The 25,115-nt window shown below is 69.8% G+C and carries 23 protein-coding genes, 1 rRNA gene and 2 riboswitches; of the genes, 7 read left to right on the top strand and 17 right to left on the bottom strand.

All coding sequences use genetic code 11. The features are described from left to right. Positions 1-5: 5 nt before the first annotated feature. Positions 6-668, top strand: coding sequence for an FMN-binding negative transcriptional regulator (locus ACWGJY_RS25675; RefSeq protein WP_453263197.1), 663 nt, complete (start codon positions 6-8; stop codon positions 666-668). Between the two features lie 231 nt (positions 669-899). On the opposite strand, the gene ACWGJY_RS25670 is transcribed toward ACWGJY_RS25675, so the two are convergent. Both ACWGJY_RS25670 and ACWGJY_RS25665 read right to left on the bottom strand, forming a co-directional pair. Beyond that, positions 900-2,060 carry an EamA family transporter gene (locus ACWGJY_RS25670; RefSeq protein ID WP_453263196.1) on the bottom strand — a complete coding sequence of 387 codons (1,161 nt, stop codon included), beginning with the start codon at positions 2,058-2,060 and terminating at the stop codon, positions 900-902. Between the two features lie 70 nt (positions 2,061-2,130). Then, positions 2,131-2,661, bottom strand: coding sequence for a Clp protease N-terminal domain-containing protein (locus tag ACWGJY_RS25665; protein WP_453263195.1), 531 nt, complete (start codon positions 2,659-2,661; stop codon positions 2,131-2,133). A 373-nt stretch (positions 2,662-3,034) separates the two neighbouring features. Here ACWGJY_RS25665 and ACWGJY_RS25660 point away from each other — a divergent pair, with 373 nt between their 5' ends. Beyond that, positions 3,035-3,463, top strand: coding sequence for a type II toxin-antitoxin system Rv0910 family toxin (locus ACWGJY_RS25660; RefSeq protein ID WP_453263194.1), 429 nt, complete (start codon positions 3,035-3,037; stop codon positions 3,461-3,463). A 120-nt stretch (positions 3,464-3,583) separates the two neighbouring features. On the opposite strand, the gene ACWGJY_RS25655 is transcribed toward ACWGJY_RS25660, so the two are convergent. Continuing rightward, on the bottom strand, positions 3,584-4,210 hold the full coding sequence (locus ACWGJY_RS25655) for a PadR family transcriptional regulator (protein WP_453263193.1): 627 nt from the start codon (positions 4,208-4,210) through the stop codon (positions 3,584-3,586). Between the two features lie 210 nt (positions 4,211-4,420). Here ACWGJY_RS25655 and ACWGJY_RS25650 point away from each other — a divergent pair, with 210 nt between their 5' ends. Beyond that, positions 4,421-5,242, top strand: coding sequence for a PhzF family phenazine biosynthesis protein (locus ACWGJY_RS25650; protein WP_453263192.1), 822 nt, complete (start codon positions 4,421-4,423; stop codon positions 5,240-5,242). A gap of 125 nt (positions 5,243-5,367) precedes the next feature. Here the strand turns inward: ACWGJY_RS25650 and ACWGJY_RS25645 are convergent, their stop codons facing one another. Continuing rightward, positions 5,368-6,210 (bottom strand): CPBP family intramembrane glutamic endopeptidase, encoded by an 843-nt coding sequence (locus ACWGJY_RS25645; RefSeq protein WP_453263191.1) that lies wholly within the window; start codon positions 6,208-6,210, stop codon positions 5,368-5,370. A gap of 173 nt (positions 6,211-6,383) precedes the next feature. On the opposite strand from ACWGJY_RS25645, the gene ACWGJY_RS25640 reads away from it, so the two are divergent. Beyond that, on the top strand, positions 6,384-7,535 hold the full coding sequence (locus ACWGJY_RS25640; RefSeq protein WP_453263190.1) for a substrate-binding domain-containing protein: 1,152 nt from the start codon (positions 6,384-6,386) through the stop codon (positions 7,533-7,535). A gap of 46 nt (positions 7,536-7,581) precedes the next feature. Here ACWGJY_RS25640 and ACWGJY_RS25635 read toward each other — a convergent pair whose 3' ends face one another. Next, complete coding sequence (locus ACWGJY_RS25635; protein WP_453263189.1) at positions 7,582-9,135, bottom strand: glutamate-cysteine ligase family protein; 1,554 nt, start codon at positions 9,133-9,135, stop codon at positions 7,582-7,584. A 567-nt stretch (positions 9,136-9,702) separates the two neighbouring features. Between ACWGJY_RS25635 and ACWGJY_RS25630 the strand changes: the two genes are divergently transcribed. Continuing rightward, positions 9,703-10,293 carry a hypothetical protein gene (locus tag ACWGJY_RS25630; RefSeq protein ID WP_453263188.1) on the top strand — a complete coding sequence of 197 codons (591 nt, stop codon included), beginning with the start codon at positions 9,703-9,705 and terminating at the stop codon, positions 10,291-10,293. A gap of 344 nt (positions 10,294-10,637) precedes the next feature. Then, positions 10,638-10,832 carry a DUF5999 family protein gene (locus tag ACWGJY_RS25625; RefSeq protein ID WP_281392292.1) on the top strand — a complete coding sequence of 65 codons (195 nt, stop codon included), beginning with the start codon at positions 10,638-10,640 and terminating at the stop codon, positions 10,830-10,832. An 84-nt stretch (positions 10,833-10,916) separates the two neighbouring features. On the opposite strand, the gene gcvP is transcribed toward ACWGJY_RS25625, so the two are convergent. Continuing rightward, positions 10,917-13,802 carry an aminomethyl-transferring glycine dehydrogenase gene (gene gcvP, locus ACWGJY_RS25620; RefSeq protein ID WP_453263187.1) on the bottom strand — a complete coding sequence of 962 codons (2,886 nt, stop codon included), beginning with the start codon at positions 13,800-13,802 and terminating at the stop codon, positions 10,917-10,919. Between the two features lie 61 nt (positions 13,803-13,863). Beyond that, positions 13,864-13,990: riboswitch (glycine riboswitch) on the bottom strand. Continuing rightward, positions 13,991-14,088, bottom strand: a riboswitch (glycine riboswitch). A gap of 114 nt (positions 14,089-14,202) precedes the next feature. Between gcvP and ACWGJY_RS25615 the strand changes: the two genes are divergently transcribed. After that, positions 14,203-14,592 carry a PRC-barrel domain-containing protein gene (locus ACWGJY_RS25615; protein WP_327701500.1) on the top strand — a complete coding sequence of 130 codons (390 nt, stop codon included), beginning with the start codon at positions 14,203-14,205 and terminating at the stop codon, positions 14,590-14,592. Here ACWGJY_RS25615 and ACWGJY_RS25610 read toward each other — a convergent pair. The 11 genes from ACWGJY_RS25610 to rrf all read right to left on the bottom strand — a co-directional run bounded on the left by ACWGJY_RS25610 (position 14,496) and on the right by rrf (position 24,967). Further along, positions 14,496-15,965, bottom strand: a complete 1,470-nt coding sequence (locus ACWGJY_RS25610) for a DNA polymerase IV (RefSeq protein ID WP_453263186.1) — start codon at positions 15,963-15,965, stop codon at positions 14,496-14,498. The two genes, ACWGJY_RS25615 and ACWGJY_RS25610, sit on opposite strands and share 97 nt — an antisense overlap. A 66-nt stretch (positions 15,966-16,031) precedes the next feature. Then, positions 16,032-16,637: a MerR family transcriptional regulator gene (locus ACWGJY_RS25605; protein ID WP_453263185.1), complete on the bottom strand. Its 606-nt coding sequence runs from the start codon at positions 16,635-16,637 to the stop codon at positions 16,032-16,034. A 187-nt stretch (positions 16,638-16,824) separates the two neighbouring features. Next, positions 16,825-17,298, bottom strand: coding sequence for a bifunctional nuclease family protein (locus ACWGJY_RS25600; protein WP_006606439.1), 474 nt, complete (start codon positions 17,296-17,298; stop codon positions 16,825-16,827). A 56-nt stretch (positions 17,299-17,354) separates the two neighbouring features. Next, the gene (gene ftsR / locus ACWGJY_RS25595) at positions 17,355-18,101 is read right to left on the bottom strand and encodes a transcriptional regulator FtsR (RefSeq protein WP_453263184.1); all 747 of its coding nucleotides are present in this window, start codon (positions 18,099-18,101) and stop codon (positions 17,355-17,357) included. 17 nt (positions 18,102-18,118) lie between these two features. After that, positions 18,119-18,964 (bottom strand): FHA domain-containing protein, encoded by an 846-nt coding sequence (locus tag ACWGJY_RS25590; protein WP_453263183.1) that lies wholly within the window; start codon positions 18,962-18,964, stop codon positions 18,119-18,121. A 118-nt stretch (positions 18,965-19,082) separates the two neighbouring features. Beyond that, the gene (locus tag ACWGJY_RS25585; protein WP_453263182.1) at positions 19,083-20,132 is read right to left on the bottom strand and encodes a DUF881 domain-containing protein; all 1,050 of its coding nucleotides are present in this window, start codon (positions 20,130-20,132) and stop codon (positions 19,083-19,085) included. 5 nt (positions 20,133-20,137) lie between these two features. Then, a complete protein-coding gene (locus ACWGJY_RS25580; RefSeq protein ID WP_003984969.1) occupies positions 20,138-20,470 on the bottom strand; it encodes a small basic family protein in 333 nt (110 codons plus the stop codon). Beyond that, complete coding sequence (locus tag ACWGJY_RS25575; protein WP_453263181.1) at positions 20,467-21,399, bottom strand: DUF881 domain-containing protein; 933 nt, start codon at positions 21,397-21,399, stop codon at positions 20,467-20,469. Before ACWGJY_RS25575 ends, ACWGJY_RS25580 begins: the two co-directional genes overlap by 4 nt. 75 nt (positions 21,400-21,474) lie before the next feature. Continuing rightward, positions 21,475-23,970 carry a sugar phosphate nucleotidyltransferase gene (locus tag ACWGJY_RS25570; RefSeq protein ID WP_453263180.1) on the bottom strand — a complete coding sequence of 832 codons (2,496 nt, stop codon included), beginning with the start codon at positions 23,968-23,970 and terminating at the stop codon, positions 21,475-21,477. A gap of 123 nt (positions 23,971-24,093) precedes the next feature. Continuing rightward, positions 24,094-24,702 (bottom strand): CDP-alcohol phosphatidyltransferase family protein, encoded by a 609-nt coding sequence (locus ACWGJY_RS25565; protein WP_453263179.1) that lies wholly within the window; start codon positions 24,700-24,702, stop codon positions 24,094-24,096. Between the two features lie 148 nt (positions 24,703-24,850). Then, a 5S ribosomal RNA gene (rrf, locus tag ACWGJY_RS25560) occupies positions 24,851-24,967 on the bottom strand. Positions 24,968-25,115: the final 148 nt, after the last annotated feature.

The raw sequence follows: 25,115 nt of genomic DNA, 5'->3' as shown, positions 1-25,115 counted from the left end.
CTCCCGTGCTGATCCATCCCTGGGACGCCCCCACCGACGAGGGCGAGTGGCAACAGTGGCTCGCGACACATGACTTCGGCCAGCTGGCCGTCAATGGACCGCCCGGCGCACCGCCGATGCTGCAACCGCTGCACTTCGCCTACGACCCGTCCCGGTGCGAGGCCGTCACACACCTGGCCCGCCCCAACCCCCTCTGGGGCGCGCTGGAGGAACGGCCGACGGTGCTGCTGAGCGTGGTGGACGACTACACGTTCATCCCCGGCCCCTGGCAGGCGGCCGAGGACCAGCCGCCCGAGCACGGCGTCCCCACCAGCTTCTATGCCGCGGTCCAGCTGACCTGCACCGCCCATGTGGTGGACGACCCGGAGGCGAAGGCGGCGCTGTTGCAGCGGCAGCTGGGCCACTTCCAGCCGGACGGCGGTTCGGCTCCGGTCGCCGCGGAGGCGGCGCCGTACGGAAGACTGCTGTCGGGCATCCGTGGTCTGCGCCTCGAAGTGCGGGAGGTCCGGGCCAAGTTCAAGTACGGGGGCAAGCGGAGCGAAGCGGTCCAGCACGGTATCTCGGAGCGCCTCGCCGAACGGGACGGCCCCGGCGATGCTGCCGCCCGCACCCACCAGCAGCGCCGGCTGGCCACGAGCGGCACCGCCACCCGGACGCCCCGCCCCTGAACGCCGCTCCTGCCCCGCCGCCCCATACGGCCCCGGCCCGGTCGTCGGTCGTCGGCGGGGCCCGGGAGAGGTGCTCCGGGAAATCCAGGACGGCGCGGTGCGCCATGGAGTGGTCGCGTGGTCAAGTCGTCCCTGGAACGCCCCTTGGGAGGGGCGAGGCGGGACGAGGTGACGCAACGACAGAACTGCGCAACGGAGCAACGGCGCACCAGCAGAACGACAGCGAAAAACCTAGGACGCCGACGTCGTCGAGGACGCCGGAGACCCGGGCCCCGCCGAGGACACCGGCGATGCCGGCGAAACCCCGCCCCCCGCAACGCCGCCGGCCCCCGCCACCCGCACCGTCTCCGTCGCCTTCGGATCCGCCTTCTCATCCGCCTTCGGCTTGGCCGACTGCGCGATGAAGGCGCCGACCAGCACCACCACTCCCCCGACGATCTGCGGCGCGGAGAGATGTTCGCCGAGCAGGACCCAGGCCAGGACCGTCGCGATGACCGCCTCCAAGCAGGCGACCACCCCGGCCACCTGCGGCGAGAGCCTGCGGATCGAGACCACTCCGGTGAGATAGGCGACGACCGTCGCGATCAGCACGATCCACGCGAGCAGCAGGATGGCGGGCACCTGCGTCCCGTTCATCTCCGCGCTGCCGCCGAGGACCGACCAGCGCATGTCCCAGGGCCGGGCGGACACAGTGAGAAGGGCAGCGCCGATCAGCAGGCCGTAAGCGATCACGCCGAGCGGGTTCACCGTGTCGTCGCCGTCCGTGCCGTGATCGGAGAGCACGAAGTAGCCGACCTGGCAGCAGGCGGCGCCGAGCGCGAAGACCAGACCGATGGCGTCGAAGCTCAGCCCGGACCAGACCTCGACGACACAGGCCAGTCCGCCGACGGCCAGCGCCACCCCGGCCGCCGCGGCACGGGTGACCGGCCGTTTCTGGATGAAGCGGACCCAGCCCAGCACCAGCGCGGGAGCCAGATATTCGACGAGCAGCGCGACACCGACGGGGATACGGGAGAGCGCGGCGAAGTAGCAGGCCTGTACGCCCGCGACGGCGAGCAGCCCGAAGCCCGCGAGCAGCGCGGGCCGGCGCCGCGGCAGATCGCGGTGGCGCCAGGCGACCGGCAGCATGACCAGCGCCGCCCCGACGACCCGTAGCCAGGTGACATCCAGCGGTTCGAGTCCGGCGGTGATCAGGGGCTTGGCGGCGACGCCCGAACCGCCGAAGGCGAAGGCGGACACCAGGGCGATACCGAGGCCGGCGCCGCGTCCCCGGGGCGCATCGCCACGGCGCGCCCCGACGCCGGGTGGCGGCGGCCGGGTCCCCCAGGACCCCGGAGTTCCCTGACCCGGACCGGTCGACGGACCGGCCGGACTCCCCGAAGACGCGTGCATCCGGCCATCATGGCAGCCGTCGTCAGCAGTGCCACCCCCGACACCCCTGTCGTTCGCGGCCAGGTTCGCGTCAGTCGCGGCCGGGGCGTTCCCCGTCCAGACGGTCGGCGAGCCGGGCGGTGTCGACGGAGGCCCGGCGCAGCACCTCGACGGCCCGGGATTCGGGGTCGTCCACCAGGGCGGCGAGCAGGTCCAGGCAGTCCGCACAGGTGGCGTAGCGGGCATGGGCGCGGTCCAGGGCGCCGTCCATGGCAGCTGCCGCCGCCGGTGACCATCCGGGGACACCGCCCTCGGTCACCACGGGGACCGCGCCGGAGTCCTCGATGGTGCCGTGCCATTGGAGCCCGTAGCCGATGCTGCGCTGGACGAGGTACCCGAGCAGCCGTGCGACCTGTGGTGTGCCGTCGAAGGCGTCGCGTACGGCGGGGTCCGACTCCAGGAGGCCGTGCAGCAGATGCGCGGTGTCGACCTGCCGGTCGCCGTCGCGGGTGGCCCTTCTACGGGCAGCGGATACGACCATTGCGAGCTCTACGGTGAGCCGGCTGTCGAGCTCGTCCTGGGTGGGCCCGTCGCCACCACTGTACGCAGTACGGTTTTGCACAGCACCCACCCCACCAGCCTCCGAGCGCCGGAACATCCCCGGCGGGGAGCATTTGCGCATCCCACAATGGTTGGGCACGGCCGCACACAATCTCATCCTTACGGAGGAGATGCGGGGGAATTGTGGAGGCTGGACATGCAGAACCGGAGCGGCCGCTTCCTCGCCGACGGGCCACTTCCTTGCCGACGGCCACTCCCCTGCCCACGGCCGCTTCCCTACCCACGGCCGCTTCCTCGCCGGCGGCCGCCCCGGAGAGTCCGCCCCCGAATCTGACGACTCATCAGCAAGGGCCGTTCATCGGTATTGAACCTTCACCCGCGTACGACTACGTTCCGCGGCACCAGCCAGGGACCGTCACCGAAGGGGTGATCGCATGGCCGAAGTCACCGCGCAGGCCCGTATCGAAGCGCCGGCCGAGAAGCTCTGGGACCGGCTCACCGACTTCGACTCGTACGGGGAGTGGAACGCCACCCACACCGCCTTCCCCAAAGGCGGACCGGAAACGCTCGAGGTCGGCGCGGGCTACGAGGAGAACATGAAGCTGATGGGCTTCCCCGCGGAGGTCCTCTGGACCGTGCGGGAGCTGGAGCCGGGCCGGCTGCTCGACGTCCAGGGCAAGGGCCCGATGGGGGTCAGCCTGGGGATGCGCTACGAGCTCACCCCGGACGGCGAGGCGACGGCCGTACGGATCGACGGGGCGTTCACCGGCGCCGCGGTCTCCCTGATGGCCGGCAAGCTCAGGGACTCGGCGGGTGCCGCACTGAACGAGTCGCTGCGCAAGCTCGCCGCCTTGGTCACCTGAACCTCCGGGAACCACGGCCACCCACCCACCCCGGCTCCCGGAGCCCCCTCACCCCCGACCCGTCACCCCCGACCCGTCACCCCCGGCCCCCTCACTCAGCCCCCCACTCAGCCCCCTGGCTCAGTCCTCCTCGGCGAGGATCAGATACAGCTCCTTGCGTGCCTTGTTGACCACCGCCATGGCCTTCTCCCGCTGTGCGGGAGTGCCCGTGGCCCACACCTGCCGGAACGCCTCGACCAGTCCGCCGCCCGCCTTGCGGATCTCGTTCATCGCCTCCCAGTCGACGCCGCGGCCGGCGTCCTCCCAGGGGGCGTCCGAGCCACTGTCGGCCTCGGCGCGCCCGGCGTCGGTCAGCGAGAACAGCTTCTTGCCGCCCTCACTGGCGCTGGCGATCAGCCCCTCGTCCTCCAGGAGTTGCAGCGTCGGGTAGACCGAGCCGGGGCTGGGCTTCCACGCCCCGCCGCTGCGCTCGGCGATCTCCTGGATCATTTCGTAGCCGTGCATCGGGCGGTCCTTGAGCAGCGCCAGGATCGAGGCGCGCACATCGCCGCGCCGCGCCCGGCCGCGCGGCCCGCCGCGGCCCCGGCCCCCGAAAGGCGGGCCTCCGAAAGGCGGTCCCCCGAAAGGCGGGCCGAACGGCCCGAAGGCCGAGCGCCTCCGCTCCCAGCCGCCCGGGAAGTCGCCACGCCCGCCGTGCCGCCCGGGACCCCCGTGTTCATGTCCGTGTTCGTGTCCGTGGGAACGCATGAGGCGTCCTCCATTTCTCTCGTTGATCGGTCGCGATACCTCAACGATATATCGGGACTGTTCACCGAAGCAAGCCCTTGAACGATGCCCGGGAAGGTCTCACGGGCCGGCGCCGAGCCGTTGGCGGCCACCATCGCGCCCCGCCCACCCGTCCAATTCCCTCGAATTGGCCTTGGCCTGCGGAGATGTGGCGCCCCTAGGCTCACGGCCATGAGGATTCGTATCGTCGACGCCTTCAGTGAGCGTCCGTTCGCCGGCAACCCCGCGGGAGTCGTGCTCCTCGACTCCCGCGCCTTCCCCGATACGGCCTGGCTGCAGCAGGTCGCCACCGAGGTCAATCTCTCCGAGACCGCCTTTGCGCACCGGCTGCCCGAGGGCGGCGACGCCGACTGGGCGCTGCGCTGGCTCACCCCGGCCGCCGAGGTGAATATGTGCGGGCACGCCACTTTGGCCACCGCACATGTGCTGCACACCACCGGGACGGCCACCGGTACGGTCCGCTTCCGCACCCGTAGCGGAGTGCTCACCACAACGGCCGGCGCCGGCGGATCGATCACCATGGACTTCCCCACCGCCCCGCTCACCCCCGTCGAGGTGCCGCCGGCCGTCGCCGGCGCGCTGGGCACCGAGATCCGCTCCGCGCACGACACCGGTCCCGATGTCGGGGATCTGCTGGTCGAGCTGGCCGACGAGAAGTCCGTACGGGCGCTCGCCCCGGACCTCGGGGCGCTGGCCGGGCACGGCGGCCGCGGCGTGATCACCACCGCGCGCGCCGACGATCCCGACGGTGGCTACGACTTCGTCTCGCGCTGCTTCTTTCCCGGCGTGGGCATCGACGAGGACCCGGTGACGGGCAGCGCGCACACCGCGCTCGCCCCGTTCTGGTCGGCGCGCCTGGGCCGTGACGCCCTGGTCGGCCTGCAGGGCGCCGCCCGCACCGGCTTCGTACGGACCGAGCTGCGCGGCGACCGTACGCTGCTGACCGGCTCGGCGGTCACGGTCATCGACGGCGAGCTGCTGGTCACCGGCTGAGCCGGACCCGGCGGAAACGGCGGTCAGGACCGGACCCGGGGAGAGCGGCCGTCAGGACCGGACCCGGCGGAAGCGGCCGTCAGGGGGCGCGGCAGGCACCGGCGGTGCCCCGCGCCCCGCTCGTCTCACGCCGTCGGCAGCCACCCCACGTGCCCCGCGAGCACCGCGTAGCCGACGAACGCCACGGTGTCGATCAGGGCATGGGCGGCGACCAGCGGCCCGACCCGCCCCCACCGCCGGTAGAGCAGGACGAAGACCACGCCCATCACCATGTTGCCGACGAAACCGCCGATGCCCTGGTAGAGGTGGTAGGAACCGCGCAGCACGGAGCTGGCCGCGAGTGCTGCCATCGGCGACCAGCCCAACTGCCCCAGTCGGCGCAGCAGATAGCCGACGACGATGACCTCCTCCAGCACGGCGTTCTGCACCGCGGAGGCGATCAGCACCGGGATCTTCCACCACACCGCGGGCAGCGCTTCGGGAACCACCGTCAGATTGACGCCGGCCGCCCGCGCGCCCAGATAGAGCAGCAGCCCGCTGCCCCCGATGACGGCCGCGAGGGCGACACCGCGGCTCAGGTCGAAACCGGGCCGCCGCCGGTCGAAGCCGACCGCCCGCAGTCCCCCGGCCCGTTCACGCAGCAGCAGATGCGCCACCAGCACGACGGGGACGAGCGCGGTCGCGATACCGAACAGCTGCCAGGCGAGATCCAGCCAGGGCCGGCCGGGCGCATGGGACCCGTTGAGCGTGGCCGCCTGGTGCTTGAGGCCGCCGGGCTTGGTCACCGAGCCGATGAAGCTGATCAACGCCGACAGTGCACTGGCTCCCAGCGAGAGGGCCAGGACGATCAGCGTCTCGTTCCGCAGGATGCTCCGGTACGGCCCCTTCACCACCCCCGCTCCCGGCCCCGTACCGGGCCCTTCACCTGGAACGTCCGCACCGGCCACGGGACTTGTCTCCGACTGCACACTTCCTCCACTTCCGCATTACCGTCTCTTCGCCATCTCTGCCCCGCTAGGGTCGCGACAGCAGGTACGAAGATCGCGCGCGACAGGCCGGGGGACGGGTGCCATCCACATGGCGCCGCTCCCCCTCCTCACCGAATCCCGGTCGAGCGACGAGAAGGAGAGGCGCTACCGCAATGGGACGACACAGCTTGCCCGACGGCTCCCCTCCGGAACGCACGGGGGCCCGTCCCGGTGGACGCCGGCGCACCATCGTCCTCTCCACCGGACTCGTTCTCGCCGTCGCCGCGGGCTCCGTGGTGGCGCTGCACAGCGGCCTGCTCCCCTTCGGGGGCCCGTGCGGCAGCGGGTCGGCACGGCTCGACGTGGCCGCCTCGCCCGATATCGCCCCGGCGCTCGAAGCGGTGGCCGAGACCGCCCGCGAGGACGCGACGCGCACCGACGGCAGATGTCTGGATGTCAGGATCACCGCGGGGGCCGGCAACGACATCGCCGACGCCTTGGGGCAGCGGCCGGTCAACCCCGAATTCCAGGTCTGGATACCGGATTCGAGCCTGTGGGTGGACCGGGTCGACGCGGAGCGCGGCACTCCGCTGACCGCCGCCGGCACCATCGCCTCCTCCGCGGTCGTGCTCGGCGCCGTCCCCCAGGCCGCCACCTCGCTGGGCTGGCCGAAGAAGACCTACACCTGGACGCAGCTGACCCGGACCGCGACGTCCGGCGACGCACTGCGCCTGGGCATCGCCGACCCGGACCGCAGCGCCACCGGGCTGCTCGCCCTGGCCCGTATCAGCGCCGCCGACGCCAGGGACGCCAAGGACAGCGACGAGGCCGGCACCCGCACCGCCGCGACGGCAAAGGTCCTCCACCGGCGGGTCGCGGAGGGCGACAAGGAGGCGCTGGCCACCCTGCCGCGCGACAACTCCGTGACGGAGCTGGGCAATCCGCGCCGCAACGAAGCACTGCTGCTGTCGGAACAGGCCGCCTACGCCCACAACACCGGGGCGGGCGGCGGTCTTGACCTGGACCTGTTCTACCCCCAGGACGGCACGGCCCGGCTCGACTACCCGTACACACTGGTCGACGACACGGACATGAGCCCCGAGCAGACCCGCGCCGCCAACCGCTTCATGACGCTGCTCGGCGAGAGCGACGGACAGCGCACGCTGCGCGAGCACGGCTTCCGGGCCGGCAGCGGCGAGGCGGACCCGACGGTGACCGCCGCGGCCGGCGGGCGTGCCCCGCAGCCGTACTCCGCCGGCGCCGCCGATCCACCGACGGCCAAGGAACTCCAGGCGCTGAGGGGCCTGTGGACGGTGGCCCCGTGATCCGGCCCGCCCGTACCGGGCAGCGCCGGGCACTCCCACCGCCCGGCTACGCCCCCTCGGCCGCCGCCTCCCGTGGCGCGGAGACGGCGGTCCGCCCGCCCACCGGCCAGGCGACCGGCCAGGTGTGCACCGGCTCCCCGGTGTGCATCAGCTCGCTGTAGCGCCGGGTCATCGCGGCGAGCGCGGCATCCCGGTCCAGGCCTTGGCGCCGGGCGTGACGGCAGGCCGCGGCCTGCCAGGACGCACCGTTGACCCGGCGCCGGCAGCGCTCCTCGATGATGCCGAGGTAGTGGTCACGGTCGGCCGGTTCCACCCCCCAGGCATCCAGCCCGCGGGCCGCCAGCGGCAGCAGTTCCTTGCGCACCAGCCGTACGGCCGGGATGTCGACGAGAGTGCCGGCCCGCCCGGGACGGGGCCACTCCAGGGTGGCGTCGATGCCGTAGCGGCAGGCGGTGTCGAAGTTACGGGCCGCCGCGGCGAACGGGAGGCGCGACCATATGGGGCGCGGCTCCTCGGCCAGTGCCCGCACCAGCCCGTAGTAGAAGGCGGTGTTGGCGATGACGTCGCCGACGGTGGGGCCGGCCGGCAGTACCCGGTTCTCGACCCTGAGGTGGGCCACACCGTCGGCGACCGCGTAGACGGGCCGGTTCCAGCGGTAGATCGTGCCGTTGTGCAGCACCAGTTCGGCCAGGTCGGGCGCCCCGCCCTCGTCGAGCACCCGCAGCGGCTCCTGCGGCCCGCACACCGGCAGCAGCGGCGGGAAGTAGCGCAGATTCTCCTCGAACAGGTCGTACGCGGAGTCGATCCAGCGCTCGCCGAACCAGGTACGGGGACGTACTCCCTGGGCCTGCAGCTCGGGCACCCGGGTGTCGGTGGCCTGCTGGAAGACCGGGGGCCGGGACTCGCTCCACAGCTCACGGCCGAAGAGGAACGGTGAGTTGGCGCCGACCGCCACCTGCACCGCGGCGATTGCCTGTGCCGCGTTCCAGACGGCGGCGAAGCGGCCCGGTGTCACCTGAAGGTGCAGCTGGACCGAGGTACAGGCGGCCTCCGGCGCGATCGAGGGCGAGCGGGAGACCAGATGCTCCACGCCCCGGATATCGAGTGCGAAGTCCTCGCCGCGGGCCGCCCGCATCTGGTCGTTGAGCAGGACGTAGCGGTCGTTCTCGGAGAGGCTGGCGGCCGTGAGGTCGGTGGCGTGCAGGGTGGGCAGAATGCCGATCATCACGATCCGGGCGGCGACCTCGCGTGCTTTCCTTTCGGCGTAGGCGAGTCCCGTACGGAGTTCCTCGGCGAGCTGGTCCAGAACGCTGCCGCTCAATCGGTGCGGCAGGATGTTGACCTCAAGATTGCACTGGGCCAGTTCGGTCTGGAAATCACCGCTGGCGATCCGCTCGAGAACTTGAGAGTTCATCATGCGGGGCAGCCCGTCGGCACCGGCCAGATTGAGTTCGATCTCCAGGCCCATGAGATTCTTGGGCCGGTCGAATCTATCCTCCGCCAGGAGCCTGTGCAATCCCTTGAGGCACTCTTGAAGCTTTCTCCGATATCGCTCCCGGTCCGCCAGGTCGATCCCGTCCGCGGCGACCTTCTCCCCCATCGAAGGGTCCCTCCTCGAGTGAACGACCCGCGGCCGCGGGCCGCTTGGGGCCGTCCCCGACTCCACCGGGGCTCACGCTACGGTCGATGATGCCCCGGCAATCTGATCGATAACGCCGCAGCGGCACCCCGGTAACGATAGGCTCGAAGTGGCCCGGCCTCCGGCACCTTCCGCAGGCATATCTCGTTGGCGAGAGCCGACCGCATTTCCTTCGTGAGAAACACCGGTGAGATCCGGCCTACCCCACCGCCGAGGCAATACGAGGTAGCGCCGTATATTCGCGGCACAAAGCAGCGTAAAGCACCTCAGACAGGGGTCTGGATTTCACCTTGCCGGAAATCCACAAGGCCGGTAGCCGAAACACTTTCAGAACATACGTCGTATAAACTCCGCTTTACGAGGCAGAGACTTGGCGCCCAGCGTCTCGGTGTTCTCACCGGCACGGGGCACAGCGGCTGACCTCGCCGGGCCGCAGCCCCGGCCGGCCACGCTCTGACCCCGCACGCAGACAGCGTCGTTTGCACCCGCCACGCTCCACCGTGTCTCCGAAGTGAGAGGCGACCCACCATGCCGCTGCACATTCCCCCTGCCCCCGCGCCTGCCCTGCGCAGCGTTCTCGCCGCCCTCGGCTCGCCCACCGCGGTCCGCGAGGCCCCGGTCTCCGCGCTGCGCGCCCATCAGGGTCCGCTCAGCCCTGACCACCCCCTGCCCGTCCACATCTGGGACGACGTCAGCCGGGCCGGCGGTACGCCGCACACCCGGCTGGCCGGCTGGCGTTTCCTGGTCCGCGGCGGGGAACGCGCCGTGGCGACCGCCGAGGCAATGCTCACCGCCGACGGCTGGACCTTTTCGCGGTTCTGCGGCGGCCCCTATGTCGCCGCGACCGAGCAGGCGCTGGCGCAGGCCGAGTCGCTCACCACCCCCTATCAGCCGCGTCTGCTGTCCGTTCCCGAGCTCTACATGCTCACCCTGTGGCTGCACCACGACATCGCCTCCGACGGCGCCGAAGGGCCGCCCTCACCCGCTGACCTGCTGGTTCCCCTGGCGCCCGCCCCACCGGGGATCGCCGCGCACCGTCCGCAGCGCATCGCCGACCTGCTCCCCCGGCTCACGCTGCGCCTGACGCCCGCCACCCCGCTCCTCGCCGAACCCGCCTGAACCGGCGCGCCGCCCCCGCTTCCCACCCGGGGACACCGGCACCCGCCACCCCGCCCGAGCATGCCCCGCGGCCCCTTCCGGCCGCGGGGCGCTCTGTCGCGCTCACCCACGCGGGCTAGCCCGCGGACGCCACCGCCAACCCTCTTGGGGAGGAGTGCAATTGGGAGCAACCGCCCGCATGGGTGACGCGTCCGTATCGAGTGAGCACCGCTGCCGCGAAATCCCTGCGGAATCCCCTCCGTGGGGCAACACTGGGACCGACCGATGGAAACGGGGGAGCGGCCATGAACACCTCATCGCGCCGCACAACGACGTTCACCACACCGCAGCGAAAGACAACTTCCATGTGCCAGCACCAACCGCCATGCCCGTCAGCAGACTCCACCGACCGGGAGGCCGCACACCTTGTGGCGCACCACCCGGAGCAAGGCTGGAGCCTGCTCTGCAACGGCGTCCTGCTCTTCGAGGACACCGGTGAGCTGCTGCCGGACGGGCAGGTCATCGCCCCGCACCGCGCTCGCGCCACCGCCGCCGCCTGACCCGCGAGCGCGGCACGAACCACAGGGCCCCCGGCAGATCTGCCGAGGGCCCTTGAATGTTGCGGTGATTCCGTTCCCGTGACGTCAGTTGTCGTACTCGTCCAGCGGCGGGCAGGAGCAGACGAGGTTACGGTCGCCGAAGGCACCGTCGATGCGGCGCACCGGCGGCCAGTACTTCTGCGAGGCTTCGACGCCGGCCGGGAAGACCGCCTCCTCGCGGGTGTACGGGTGCGACCAGTCACCGCCGAGCGCGCCCGCGGTGTGCGGGGCGTTGCGCAGCGGGTTGTCGTCCTTGTCCCACTCCCCCGTACCGACCTTCTCGATCTCCGCGCGGATGGCGATCATCGCGTCGCAGAACCGGTCCAGCTCGCCCAGGTCCTCGCTCTCGGTCGGCTCGATCATCAGCGTGCCGGCCACGGGGAAGGACATCGTCGGCGCGTGGAAGCCGTAGTCGATCAGCCGCTTGGCCACATCGTCGATGCTCACACCGGTCGCCTTGGTCAGCGGGCGGACGTCGATGATGCATTCGTGGGCGACCAGACCGCCGGGGCCGGTGTAGAGCACCGGGTAGTGCGGCTCCAGCCGCTTGGCGATGTAGTTGGCGCTCAGCACGGCGACCTGGGTGGCGCGCTTGAGGCCCTCGCCGCCCATCAGACGGACGTATGCCCAGGAGATCGGCAGAATGCCCGCCGAGCCCCAGGGTGCCGCGGAGATCGGTCCCACGCCCGTCTCGGGTCCCGCGGCGGGCTGCAGCGGGTGGTTGGGCAGGTACGGCGCCAGGTGGGCGCGCACGCCGACCGGGCCGACGCCCGGACCGCCGCCGCCGTGCGGGATGCAGAACGTCTTGTGCAGGTTGAGGTGCGAGACATCGCCGCCGAACTTGCCGGGCTCGGCGAGGCCGACCAGCGCATTGAGGTTGGCGCCGTCGACGTAGACCTGGCCGCCCGCGTCGTGCACCGCCGCGCAGATCTGGGTGATGTGTTCCTCGAACACGCCGTGCGTGGAGGGGTAGGTGACCATCAGGACCGCGAGCTCGTCACGGTGCTTCTCGATCTTGGCATGCAGATCGTCGGTGTCGACCTCGCCGTCCTCGCCGGTCTTGACGACGACGACCTTCATGCCGGCCATCACCGCGCTGGCGGCGTTGGTGCCGTGCGCGGAGGACGGGATCAGACAGACGGTGCGCTGCTCGTCGCCGTTGGCACGGTGGTAGGCGCGCACCGCCAGCAGGCCGGCCAGCTCGCCCTGCGACCCCGCGTTCGGCTGGATGGAGACCTTGTCGTAGCCGGTGACCGTGGCCAGCCGCTCCTCCAGCTCCTGGATCAGCGTGAGGTAGCCCTGGGCCTGGGCGGCCGGCGCGAACGGGTGCAGCTGGCCGAAGGCGGGCCAGGTGACCGGCTCCATCTCGGTGGTCGCGTTCAGCTTCATCGTGCAGGAGCCGAGCGGGATCATGCCGCGGTCCAGCGCGTAGTCCTTGTCCGCGAGGGTGCGCAGATAGCGCAGCATCGCGGTCTCGGAGCGGTACTGGTGGAAGACCGGGTGGGCGAGGTAGTCGTCGCTGCGCAGCAGGGCCTGCGGCAGCGTGTCGGCGGCGGCCGCATCCAGCTGCTCGACGTCCCCGTGCACACCGAAGGCACCCCAGACACCGGCCAGCTGCGCGCGCCCGGTGGTCTCGTCGCAGGCGATGCCGACCAGGTCGGCATCGACCTGCCGGAGGTTGACACCGGCCTCGCGGGCGGCGGCGACGACCTCCGCGGCCCGGCCGGGAACCCGCGCGGTCAGCGTGTCGAAGTAGGAGCCGTGCACGATCTCCACCCCGCCGGCCCGCAGGCCCTCGGCGAGGACCGCGGCGTAACGGTGGGTGCGCCGGGCGATGGTCCGCAGGCCCTCGGGGCCGTGGTGAACCGCGTACATGCCGGCCATCACGGCGAGCAGCACCTGCGCGGTGCAGATGTTGCTGGTGGCCTTCTCCCGGCGGATGTGCTGCTCACGGGTCTGCAGCGCGAGGCGGTAGGCCTTGTTGCCGTCGGCGTCGACCGAGACGCCCACCAGGCGGCCGGGCAGGCTGCGGGCGAACTGGTCACGTACGGCCATGAAGCCGGCGTGCGGGCCGCCGAAGCCCATCGGGACGCCGAAGCGCTGGGTGGTGCCCACCGCGATGTCCGCGCCGAGCTCACCGGGCGAGGTCAGCAGCGTCAGGGCCAGCAGATCGGCGGCGACGGTGACGATCGCGCCCAGCTCGTGGGCCCGCTCGATGACGGCGCGGGGGTCACGGACCACACCGGAGGCGCCCGGGTACTGCAGCAGCACACCGAACACACCGCGCTCGGCGACCTCGGCCGGGATGCCGTCGGACAGGTCAGCGACCACGACCTCGACGCCGGTGGGCTCCGCACGGGTCTGGATCACGGCGATGGTCTGCGGCAGACAGTCCGCGTCGACCAGGAAGACGCCCTGCTTGACCTTGCCGACCCGGCGGGACAGAGCCATCGCCTCGGCGGCCGCGGTGCCCTCGTCGAGCAGGGAGGCGCCGGAAGTGGGCAGTCCGGTCAGATCGGCGACCATCGTCTGGAAGTTCAGCAGCGCCTCGAGGCGGCCCTGCGAGATCTCCGGCTGGTAAGGGGTGTACGCCGTGTACCAGGCCGGGTTCTCCATGACGTTGCGCAGGATCACCGGCGGGGTGAACGTGCCGTAATAGCCGAGCCCGATCATGGACGCCAGCACCTGGTTACGGTCCGCGAGACCGTGCAGTTCCTGGAGGACCTCGGCCTCGGTACGGGCCTGCGGCAGGCCGAGCGCCTCGGCGCTCTTGATCACATCGGGAACGGCGGCGGCGGTGAGCTCGTCCAGCGACCCGAACCCGACCTGCGCGAGCATCTTCGCCTGCGCCTCATGGTCGGGACCGATGTGCCGGCGCTCGAAGGGGGTGCCGCGCTCCAGCTCGGTCAAGGAGATGCGATTGGTGGTCATCTGCGGGGGCCTCCTGGTCGGTACGACCTACGAGGGGCACCACGGCGCGGGTGCCCGGACGGCCTCCCCCTCTGTCATCTCAACCTGAGAGCTTCACCGGCCCGCGCGAGGCGGCCCGGCTTTCACCGTCGGTGAGGAGGGGTCCCGGCACTGTGCCTTCCGCGGCCCGCCCTGCTTTCCAGAGTGACCTCGCCCATGCGGTACGTGTGCCTGAGAGATTCCGGGGAGGATTTGCTCCTTCGGCGCCCTGGTCGCGAACGACAAAGGACTCTCCCGCACGGGGTCTGCGGCCATTGGCCAGCCTACCAGCGCGGCAGTCGAAGGCTCCTTCGAGTGGCCAGGGCATGAAATGTGCCGTTTGGTAGTTGTCAGAGGGCAGTTGCGACCAATTGGAGGGGCCGTGCAAACCGATATCGATCCCCGGAGCCTGATCGGCCGCAAAGCATTCGACCGTAACGGCACCAAAATAGGCACCATCGACGAGGTATATCTCGACGATGCGACGGGGGAACCGGAGTGGGCGGCCGTACGCACCGGACTCTTCAGCCGGGACGCGTTCGTCCCCCTGGAACCGAGCAAGATGGTCGGTGAGGGCCTGCACATCCCTTACGACCGCAAACTGATCAAGGACGCACCGGACTTCGGCGTCGGCCGCCATCTCTCCCCTGAGCAGGAACTTCAGCTCTATCACCACTACCGACTGGATATCTCCTCCCCGACCTCCGACCCGGTGTCCTCCCCCGGTTCCGGTGACAAGGACTTCGGCAAGATCGCCGGCTCGGACGACTGACCGTCCGCCGGCCCCCCGCCCACCAGCGGCAGGGGCTCCCCCGGCCGCAGCGCCGGATCCTCGACAGCAAAGGTCCGCACCCTCCCCGGTGCGGACCACGGCGTTTCGAAGCGTACGGTCACTCTTCCCACCCCGCTTCCCTGCACCCAGCCGGCGCCGTGCTCGTCGTGCACCACATCCAGTCCCGGATGCCAGTGCCGCGGCGGTTCCGCCTCGGCCTCGCCCGGCTCCGTCCCGCCACCGGCCGGCTCCACCGCAGCCGCTGCTGCTGCCTTGGCGCTCTCCTCCGCCTCCCGCTCCGTCGCCACCTGCGCGAACAGATCCTCCTGGGTGAAGTCCGCCAGTCCACTGACCCCCACCCCCAGCAGCCGCACCCCGCCAGTGGTGTCCACCGTCTCCAGCAGCCGCACAGCGGACTCCCGTATCACCGCCGGGTCGTCGGTGGGCCCCCGGAGCGTCTCGGAGCGCGTCAGCGTCGAGAAGTCGTAGTTGCGCACCTTGAGGACCACCGTCCGCCCCGAACGCCCGGCGGCCCGCAGCCGCTGGACGCAGCGGTCGGCCAGCCGCAGGACCTCGCTCCGCACCCGCGTCCGGTCGGTCAGATCGACCTCGAAGGTGTCCTCGACCGAGATGGACTTCGCGTCCCGCTCGGCCACCACCGGCCGGTCGTCCCGGCCCAGCGCCATCGCATACAGCCCGGCCCCGTGCGCCTTGCCCAGCAGCCGCACCAGCTCGGCCTCACCGGCCTCCGCGGTCTCCGCGACGGTGTGGATCCCGGCCCTGCGCAGCGTCTCGGCGGTCGCGGGGCCCACCCCGGGCAGCGTCCGCACCGTCATCGGGCCCAGCAACTCCCGTTCGGTACCGGGCTCGATCACCACCAGACCGTCCGGCTTGGCCGCCTCGGACGCGATCTTCGCCAGCATCTTGGCGCCGGCCAGCCCCACCGATCCGGTCAGGCCCGTGGCGCAACGGATATCGCGGCGCAGCTGCTCCCCCACGACCCGCACGGCGGCCGTCTCCGGCGGCACTCCGCCCGCTTCCAGATCGACGAAGGCCTCGTCCAGGCTCAGCGGCTCCACCAGCGGCGACAACGCGTGCAGCAGCTCCATCACCGTCTCACTCACCTGGCGGTACAACGAGAAGCGAGGGGTGAGATACGCGGCGTTGGGGCACAGCCGGCGCGCCTGGGCCGTGGGCATCGCGGAGCGGATACCGAACACCCGGGCTTCGTACGACGCCGTGGAGACCACTCCGCGCGCACCGATCCCCCCGACCACCACGGGCTTGCCGCGCAGGCTGGGCTTGGCCGCCTGCTCGGCGGCCGCAAAGAACGCATCCATGTCGAGATGCAGGATCGTCGGCGCAGGTCTCACATGTCCGATGCTGCCCCATGCCACTGACAATCGGCCCGATGCCGGGCCGCGCACACCGCCGGGGACTCAGCCGGCCCGGTTGCGCCGCCGCGCCAGCTCGTCGTGCGGGTTCTTCCCGACCAGGGTCTCGCCGGTGTCCACACGCTCTCCGTGGAGCTGTGACAGCGCGCTCTCCACGTCCCGCCACACCACCCCCACGGCGATCCCGAAGACGCCCTGGCCGCCCTGGAGCAGATCCACGACCTGGTCGGGCGAGGTGCACTCGTAGACCGTCGCACCGTCGCTCATCAGCGTCATCCGCGTCAGACCCGCCAGCCCGCGCGAGCGCAGATGCTGGACGGCGGTGCGGATGTTCTGCAGCGACACCCCGGTGTCCAGCAGCCGCTTGACGATTTTCAGGACCACGACGTCCCGGAAGCTGTAGAGCCGCTGGGTGCCGGAGCCGTACGCGGGCCGGATGCTCGGCTCCACCAGGCCCGTACGGGCCCAGTAGTCGAGCTGCCGGTAGGTGATGCCCGCTGCCGCACAGGCGGTCGGGCCGCGATAGCCGATGTTCTGCGCCTCGCAGTCCCCCGACACCGCCGCGGCCGGTGCCGCGACCGGGTTCGCTGCTGCGCCCGAGTGGAGCGGCAACGCCCCTTCCGCCGCCATACCGTCGCCGGTGATTGCCACGCCGCCCTCCGTCCTCCACGTCCCGGACGGGACCTGCCATATCGACGGTATGCAGTCACTCGGGGTGCGTCAACGATCGCCGCGCTCGCCACGCCGAGTGATAATCACCCTACGAGTGGTTTCTCGTGACCTCGCGCGGGGAACGGCTAATTATTTGGCCGGAAACAGGCGGTTCGCCTGGCCGGTATTACTGGCTGTTGGTCCCGAAGTCCTCGGGTGAGATCTGGTCGAGGAACTCACGGAACTTCTCCACCTCGTCCTCCTGCTCGTCCGGGATCGCGATCCCCGCGTCGTCCAGCACACCGTCGGTACCGAAGATCGGCGTTCCGGTGCGCAAGGCCAGCGCTATGGCGTCGGACGGCCGCGCACTGACCTCGACTCCACTCGCGAAGACGAGTTCGGCATAGAAAACCCCCTCGCGCAGATCCGTGATGCGGACCTGCGTCAGTTCCTGGCCCACCGCTTCGAGCACGTCCTTGAAAAGGTCGTGCGTCAGCGGCCTGGCAGGGACCATGCCCTGCTGGGCGAAGGCAATGGCGGTGGCCTCCCCTGGCCCGATCCAAATGGGCAAGTATCGGTCGCCTCCCACCTCCCGCAGGAGCACGATCGGTTGGCTGGAAGGCATTTCCACCCGGACACCCACGACGTCGAGCTCGTTCACACAGCAACCCTAGGACGTGCCCGGCCGGTTTGGGTAGTCGGGCACTCGTTTGCTCACTACAGCCGGACCCGCAATGCGCTCTGCAACAGCGCCGCATGCAGCCGTACGGACAGCGTCGCCAGCTCCCTGGCGGTGGCCTCGGCATGGGCCCTGGTCTGCGGGTTACGGTGCCGCCGAAGGGGTGCAACGACCTGCTCGACCAGGCCCGCCTCGCGCTCGGCGGCCGCCTTCACGGCACGCAGATGCCGCGGTTCGAGGCCGAACCGGCCCAGGTCCGCAACGAGCTTGGCCACCGTGACGGCCTCGATGTCGTATCCGCCCTCGGCATGAGGGACGATGAGTCCGTAGGACTCCCAGCCGGCGAGCGCCGCCTCGTCCACCTCCGCGGCGGCCAGCAGCTCGGCCCGGCCGATCCGGGCGGCCGTGGGGCGCTCCTCAGCCGGGTCGTGCACGCCCTCGACCAGATCCCGGGAGGGGGTGGCCGGGGCCGGGAGCTGTACCTGCTCTCCGCGCTCCAGGGCGTCCAGGTGCTCCCGGATGACCTTCAGCGGCAGATAGTGGTCCCGCTGCATCCGCAGGACGCCGGCCAGCCGCTGGACGTCCGCCGGCGTGAACTTGCGGTATCCGGAAGGCGTGCGCTTCGGCTCGACCAGTCCCTCGGCCTCCAGGAAGCGAATCTTGGAGATCGTGACCTCGGGAAACTCCTCGCGCAGCAGGGTGAGCACCGTGCCGATGCTCACCGGCTTACCGTCCGAGGAGGCGGCGCCGGCAAAGCCGGCACCGCCTTTCGGTGTATCGCGCATATGCCTTCCCCGGCCGGTCAGATACCGGCGCCTCGCTGGCTCGCGTAGAAGACCAGGCGGAACTTGCCGATCTGGACCTCGTCGCCGTTGGCAAGGGCGACGGAGTCGATCCGCTCGCGATTGACGTAGGTGCCGTTCAGACTGCCGACGTCGGCGACCGTGAAGAGGCCGTCCGCTCCGCGACGGAACTCCACATGACGGCGCGAGACCGTCACATCGTCGAGGAAGATGTCGCCCTGCGGATGCCGGCCCGCCGTCGTCAGCTCACTGTCCAAAAGGAAGCGGCTGCCCGAATTCGGACCGCGGCGGACGACCAGCAGCGCCGAGCCGAGCGGAAGGGCATCGACGGCCGCCTGGGCCTCGGGGGACAGCGACGGCGAAAGATTCTGGCCCGTCGTCTCCGAGTCGTAGGCCTCCAGCCCCGAAATGGAGATGGTCGAGGTCGTCTCGGCCGCCCGCTCGGGCTGGGCGCCCGGACGCAGCGGCGCACCACAGTTGGAACAGAACCGGCTCGCCTCGGCGTTCCGGTTCCCACACCTCGTACAAACCGGCAAGGCCGACCCTCCACCCGTGCGTGCGGCTGATGGTTCCTGGGAACCTATGCGGCCGGCCCCGGAGGGGTCAACAGAACCCGCGTCGTACCCCCCGGACGGACCGCTGACCTCGTCACGGAAGAGCGGACGGTCCTCGGCCGCGCCCTCCTCGGGCCGACCCGACGCGCGATGCCGCGCGGAGCCGCTGCCGCCCTCCTGGCGCGCGCTCTTGCCGAACAGCTTTCCAAACAACTTCACGGGCGATTCCCCTTGAACGAAATAGACCCGCCCGTGGGGCAGGACGAACCCTCGATGCACACACCGGCCCATCCGGACATCCTGTGAACGTCCGTGGCCTTCAGACAGTTTCCACCACACACCACACGCACGGTGCGTCGACCCCCCGTTACCTCATGCCCTCCCCGGGCACTCGACATACGTGAACACCTCACTGCGATGACGACCGAGCGTAGTCAGGCCGCTTCGCCTCTCGCAAGGCGTCCACAATGATCTTCTCCTCACGGGTCACAGACACCTTGGCCTGCTCCTTCTCCAGCGTCTGGACCACTCCGCCAGGAATGTTCAACGCCGGCTCCAGATCCTCCGGCTTGCCGATGACCTTGAAGCGGTACGGCGCCGTGACGCGCTTGCCGTCGATCTCCACACCGCCCCGGAGATCCGAGAGCGAGGTGTTCGCGACGACCCGGACATCATTGACCTGGATGGCCTCGGCGCCGGCCGCCCGCAGCTCCTGGATGGTGTCCAGCAGCTTGTCCGCCTCGACGGAGTGCGCCGGGTCGTCGATGATCAGGTTGATGCCGGGCCCCTGCGCCGCGACGGTCCCGGCCAGCACACCCAGCTGCTGTTCCTTCTCCACGGTCTGCTTACGGGCCTCCTCGGCCTGGTCCGAACTGTTCGCCAGCTCGGTCTTCTGCCCTTCCAGGCGCCGCTGTTCGTCGGTCAACCGCTGGGAGCGATTGTCCAGCTCATCCAGAATGCGCACCAAGTCCTCCTGGCGCGCACCCCGCAGCGCACTGCTGTCACTTGTGGAACGTACCTGAATCGCCAGGCCGAGGCCGAGAATGAACAGGAGCAACGCGACGATCAGTTGAGCCCGGGTCAGCCGCGGCGGCCACAGGCTCGCCACCAGCCGCTCCCGGCCGTTCTTCGGGCGCTCCGCACTCCCGTCATCGGCAACCGCTTCCGGAGTCGAGGAGTCTGCCCCTTTGTCCGCCTTCTGTCCAGCACTGTCCGGTTCCGGGGCCTCGGCATCCTCTTCGGCCACGGCCCGCTCAGCGGTGTCTCTGCTCTCGGGCGGCATCGGCCGCCGGCCGGCCGGGCCGCTCTCCTCACCCGCCTCGGGCCGCTCCGGATTCCTCTCGGGCTCCGACCGGACAGGCTTCTTCTCGGGCTCCGGCCGGACCGGGCGCTCCGGCTCGACCGGGCGCTCCGGCTCGACCTGCTTCTTCTCCGGGTCCGGGGTCTCCTCCGCCGACATCCGCCTCACGCCCGGAAGACGTGCCGGCGGATCGCGGCGGCGTTGGAGAAGATCCGGATACCCAGCACCACGACGACGCCGGTGGAGAGTTGGGCGCCGACGCCCAACTTGTCACCGAGGAAGACGATCAGCGCGGCGACGACGACATTCGACAGGAACGAGACCACGAAGACCTTGTCGTCGAAGATGCCGTCCAGCATCGCGCGCAGACCGCCGAACACGGCATCCAACGCCGCGACGACAGCGATCGGCAAGTAGGGCTCGACCACCGTCGGCACCACGGGTCGGACGACAAGTCCGACCACGACTCCCACGATGAGGCCCAATACGGCGATCACGATGTGCCCTTCCCTGTGTCGGCGCCGTCCGCCTTGGCGGCACCGGCCTGCGGCTTTGCGGTACGTACGATCAAACTCGGCGCGGGTGGCAGCGTGACCTCGGACTCCGCGGAAATCCTGGTGCGTACGCCGTAGTTCTCCTGCAGCGCATGCAGATACTGGCCATCGGCGCTGTCCTGGAACGCGGTGCTCAGCCTCTGCCCGTCCCCCACCGCCAGCACCGTATAAGGCGGCACCAGTGGCTTGTTGTCGACCAGTATGGCGTCTCCTGCGGCTCTGATCGCCGAGAGTGACGTAAGCCGCTGTCCATTGACGGAGACGGCCTCCGCACCGGACGCCCAGAGGCCGTTGACCACGCGTTGCATGTCTCTGTCGCGTACCCGCCCCGTGTCCGAAAACCCACTGCTCTCGCGCGGACCGCCGCCGCTGGATTCCGCGCCCTTGGCATCGTCCACGACGAGCTTCACGCCGGGCCCGGTGGCCTGGGTCGAGCCGGACAGCAGACTCAGCAGCTCGGCCTTGTCGCCGCCGTGCTTCTTCAGCGCCTCGCGCTGCATTCTGCTGACGTCGTCCCGGAGCGCGTCGACCCGCTGCTGCTGCCGGTCCGCCTCGCCGGTGCCCTTCTGGATGCGGTTGATCAGCTCTTCGCGCTCCTTGGCCAGCGTCGGTGCCGATATCTGCGCCTGTGCCGCCCCCACCGTCACCACGACCGCGGCGAGCACCAGACCGGCCGCAAGACCCAACTTCGCCCGCAAGGTACGCGGCAGACCGCGCACACCGGCTTCGGACTTCCGCGCGGCGGCCTCGGCGTATCCGTCGTCGAGGCTGTGATCCATCACATTGGTCAGCAGCGACATGGACGCATCGGGGCGCGCGGGCGGCCGGTTCGTGTTGCTCCGATCGGGGCGCTGCTGCGACATGCCGCACATCGTCGCACGTCGGCCGCATGGTCTCCCAATGGCCCCACCGGCGTGCCGATGCACGGCCCGCCGGCGGGGTCCGGGTCAGCGTCCTGCGCTGTCCACCACTGCGGACCACTCGTCCAGCAGCTGCTGGGCGGAAGCGTCGTCCGGCCCTTCGGCCCACAGGTGCGTGACCGCCTCTGCGGGGTCGGGCAGCACCAGAACCCAGCGGCCGTCGGGCTCCACGACCCGTACGCCGTCGGTGGTGTCCACGTCCCGGTCACCGGCCGCCTCGACGACATGCCGCATGACGAGCCCCTTGACCGCCCAGGGAGTGGCCAGGTCACGGCGCTGGACATGCGCCCGCGGGATGCGTGCGTCGATCTGGCTGAGCGTGAGCTGGGTGCGGGCCACCAGGCCGATCAGCCGGACGAACGCGGCCGCGCCGTCGAAGACGCTGCTGAACTCGGGGATGATGAAGCCGCCCCTGCCGTCCCCGCCGAAGACGGTGCCGTCTTCGCGCCCCACCCGGGTCAGATCGTCGGGCGAGGTCGTCGTCCACTCCACCTGGGTCCCGTGATACGCCGCCACCTGCTCGGCGATCCGGGTCGTGGTGACCGGTAGCGCCACCCGGCCGGTGCGCCGCTCGGCCGCCACCAGGTCCAGCATGACCAGCAGCGCACGGTCGTCCTCGATGATCCGACCGCGTTCGTCCACGAGGGACAGCCGCTCTCCGACGGGGTCGAAGCGCACGCCGAAGGCGGCCCGCGCCGAGGCCACGATCTCGCCGAGCCGGACGAGCCCGGCTCGGCGAGCCTCGGCGGTCTCGGTCGGGCGGGACTCGTCAAGCCCGGGATTGATCGTCAGCGAGTCGACGCCCAGCCGTCCCAACAGGCTGGGCAGCACCAGACCCGCGCTGCCGTTCGAGGCGTCCACGACGACCTTCAGTCCGGACTCGCCGATGCCCGTGGTGTCCACGGCCCGCAGCAGTGACCCCGTATAGGAGTCGAAGACACTCGCCGGGAAGATCAGATCCCCGATCTCACCGGGGAAGGCGCGACGGTACTCCTGGCGGGCGAAGACGCGGTCGAGCTTGCGCTGCCCGGCCTGCGAGAGGTCGGCGCCGCGCTCGTCGAAGAACATGATGTCGACGGAGTCCGGCACGCCGGGCGTCGTACGGACCATGATGCCGCCGGCGCTGCCACGGGCGGTCTGCTGACGGGCGACGGGCAGCGGGACGTTCTCCAGATCGCGTACGTCGATGGCGCTGGCCTGCAGCGCGGAGATCACCGCGCGCTTGAGCGCGCGGGCGCCTCGGGAGTGGTCTCGCGCGGTGGTGACCGTGGAGCCCTTCTTGAGGGTGGTGGCATACGCGCCCGCGATCCGTACGGCGAGTTCCGGAGTGATCTCGACATTGAGGATCCCGGACACCCCTCGGGCGCCGAACAGATGCGCCTGGCCGCGGGACTCCCAGATCACCGACGTATTGACGAATGCACCGGCCTCGATGGTCTTGAACGGATAGACCCGCACATTGCCCTGGACGATCGATTCTTCACCGATGAGGCACTCATCGCCGATGACGGCGCCGTCCTCGATCCGGGCGGCCCGCATGATGTCGGTGTTCTTACCGATCACACAGCCGCGCAGATTGCTCTGCTGACCGATGTAGACGTTGTCGTGCACAACGGCCCGGTGCAGGAAGGCGCCGGTCTTGACGACGACGTTGGAGCCGACGACGGTGTGCTCGCGAAGCTCCGCATCCGCTTCGATCTTGGCATAGTCACCGATGTACAACGGACCGCGGAGCACCGCGTCGGGATGGACCTCGGCACCCTCGGCAACCCATACGCCCGGCGAAATCTCGAAGCCGTCGATTTCGACGTCGACCTTGCCTTCGAGCACATCGGCCTGGGCCTTCACATAGCTTTCGTGAGTGCCGACATCTTCCCAGTAGCCCTCGGCGACATAGCCGTAGATCGGCTTGCCTTCCTTCATGAGCTGCGGAAAGACATCACCGGACCAGTCGACCGGCACATCGGGCTCGAAATAGTCGAAGACCTCCGGCTCCATGACGTAGATACCGGTGTTGACGGTGTCCGAGAAGACCTGGCCCCAGGTGGGCTTTTCCAGGAAACGCTCGACCTTGCCGGCCTCGTCGACGATGGTGATGCCGAACTCGAGCGGGTTGGGAACCCGCGTGAGGCAGACGGTGACGAGGGCGCCCTTTTCCTTGTGGAACCGGATCAGATCGGTGAGATCGAAATCGGTGAGGGCATCGCCGGAGATGACGAGGAAGGCGTCGTCCTTGAGGGCTTCCTCGGCATTCTTCACGCTGCCTGCGGTGCCGAGCGGCTTTTCCTCATTGGCATAAGTGAGCTCCATCCCGAGCTCTTCGCCGTCGCCGAAATAGTTCTTGACGAGCGAGGCAAGGAATTGCACGGTCACGACGGTCTCATTGAGACCATGCCGTTTCAGCAGCCTGAGTACATGCTCCATGATCGGCCTGTTGGCGACAGGAAGCAGAGGCTTGGGCATGCTGGACGTCATGGGGCGAAGGCGTGTTCCTTCGCCGCCGGCCATCACAACGGCCTTCATGTCGGAAGCGTCCTCCTCTAAAGAGACGACGGTCTTGCCGACTTCACCTGTCCAAAACGCCCGCTGTTCCTGTATTCAGGCACGGGCGCCGGGCCCTGGCACAACCTGCCGGTGTCGGAGAGCTCAGTCGGCCGTGGTGTCCGCCCTGATGAGCCGGCGGACCTGGACCACGTAGAGGATCCCTGCCCACCAGTAGAGCGCTGTACCCCATCCTGCGAACGCCCATCCGAAAATAGTGGCGAGTTCGTGAAGCCAGCCCCTTCCGTCGCTCAGGAGGAGCAGCGGGAAGGCATACATCAAGTTGAACGTAGCCGCTTTGCCCAGGAAGTTCACCTGGGGAGGCCCGTAACCGTGGCGTCCGAGGAATCCGACCGCGATGAGCAGCATCAGTTCCCGAGCCAGCAAGGCCGCCGTGAGCCACAGCGGCAGGATCTCGCGCCATGTCAGACCGACGAGGGTGGACAGGATGTAGAGGCGGTCGGCGGCCGGGTCGAGGATTCGGCCCAGACTGCTGATCTGGTTCCAGCGCCGGGCGAGCTTGCCGTCCAGGTAGTCACTGACGCCGCTCAGCGCGAGGATCAGGAGCGCCCAGCCATCAGCGTTCGGGCCACCGAATTCCGGCCACAGGATCAGCCACAGGAACACGGGCACGCCGACGAGGCGTGCCATGCTCAGAATATTCGGGATGGTGAGGACGCGATCCGTCTGGACCCGCGTCTCCTGGACCTCCACGCGGGGGCCTCCTGTGGGGGAAATGTGCCAACGATGCCCCCTGACCTTACCTGCCCCGTCGGCCGTGCCGTGCCGCGGGTCCCAAGATCAGGAAACGCAGAAAAGCCCCGCAGGAACGTTGGTTCCCACAGGGCTTTTCTCAAAAATTGTTCGGCGGCGTCCTACTCTCCCACAGGGTCCCCCCTGCAGTACCATCGGCGCTGAAAGGCTTAGCTTCCGGGTTCGGAATGTAACCGGGCGTTTCCCTAACGCAATGACCACCGAAACACTATGAAGTTGACCAACCCGGCAAAAACACAGGTCGTTACTTCAGAACCTACACAGTGGACGCGAGCAACTGAGGACAAGCCCTCGGCCTATTAGTACCAGTCAACTCCACCCGTTACCAGGCTTCCATATCTGGCCTATCAACC

It is taken from the genome of Streptomyces sp. NPDC054765, assembly GCF_053612065.1.
Note: the sequence above shows the minus strand (reverse complement) of the source record. Positions and strands in the feature narration are given on the sequence as shown.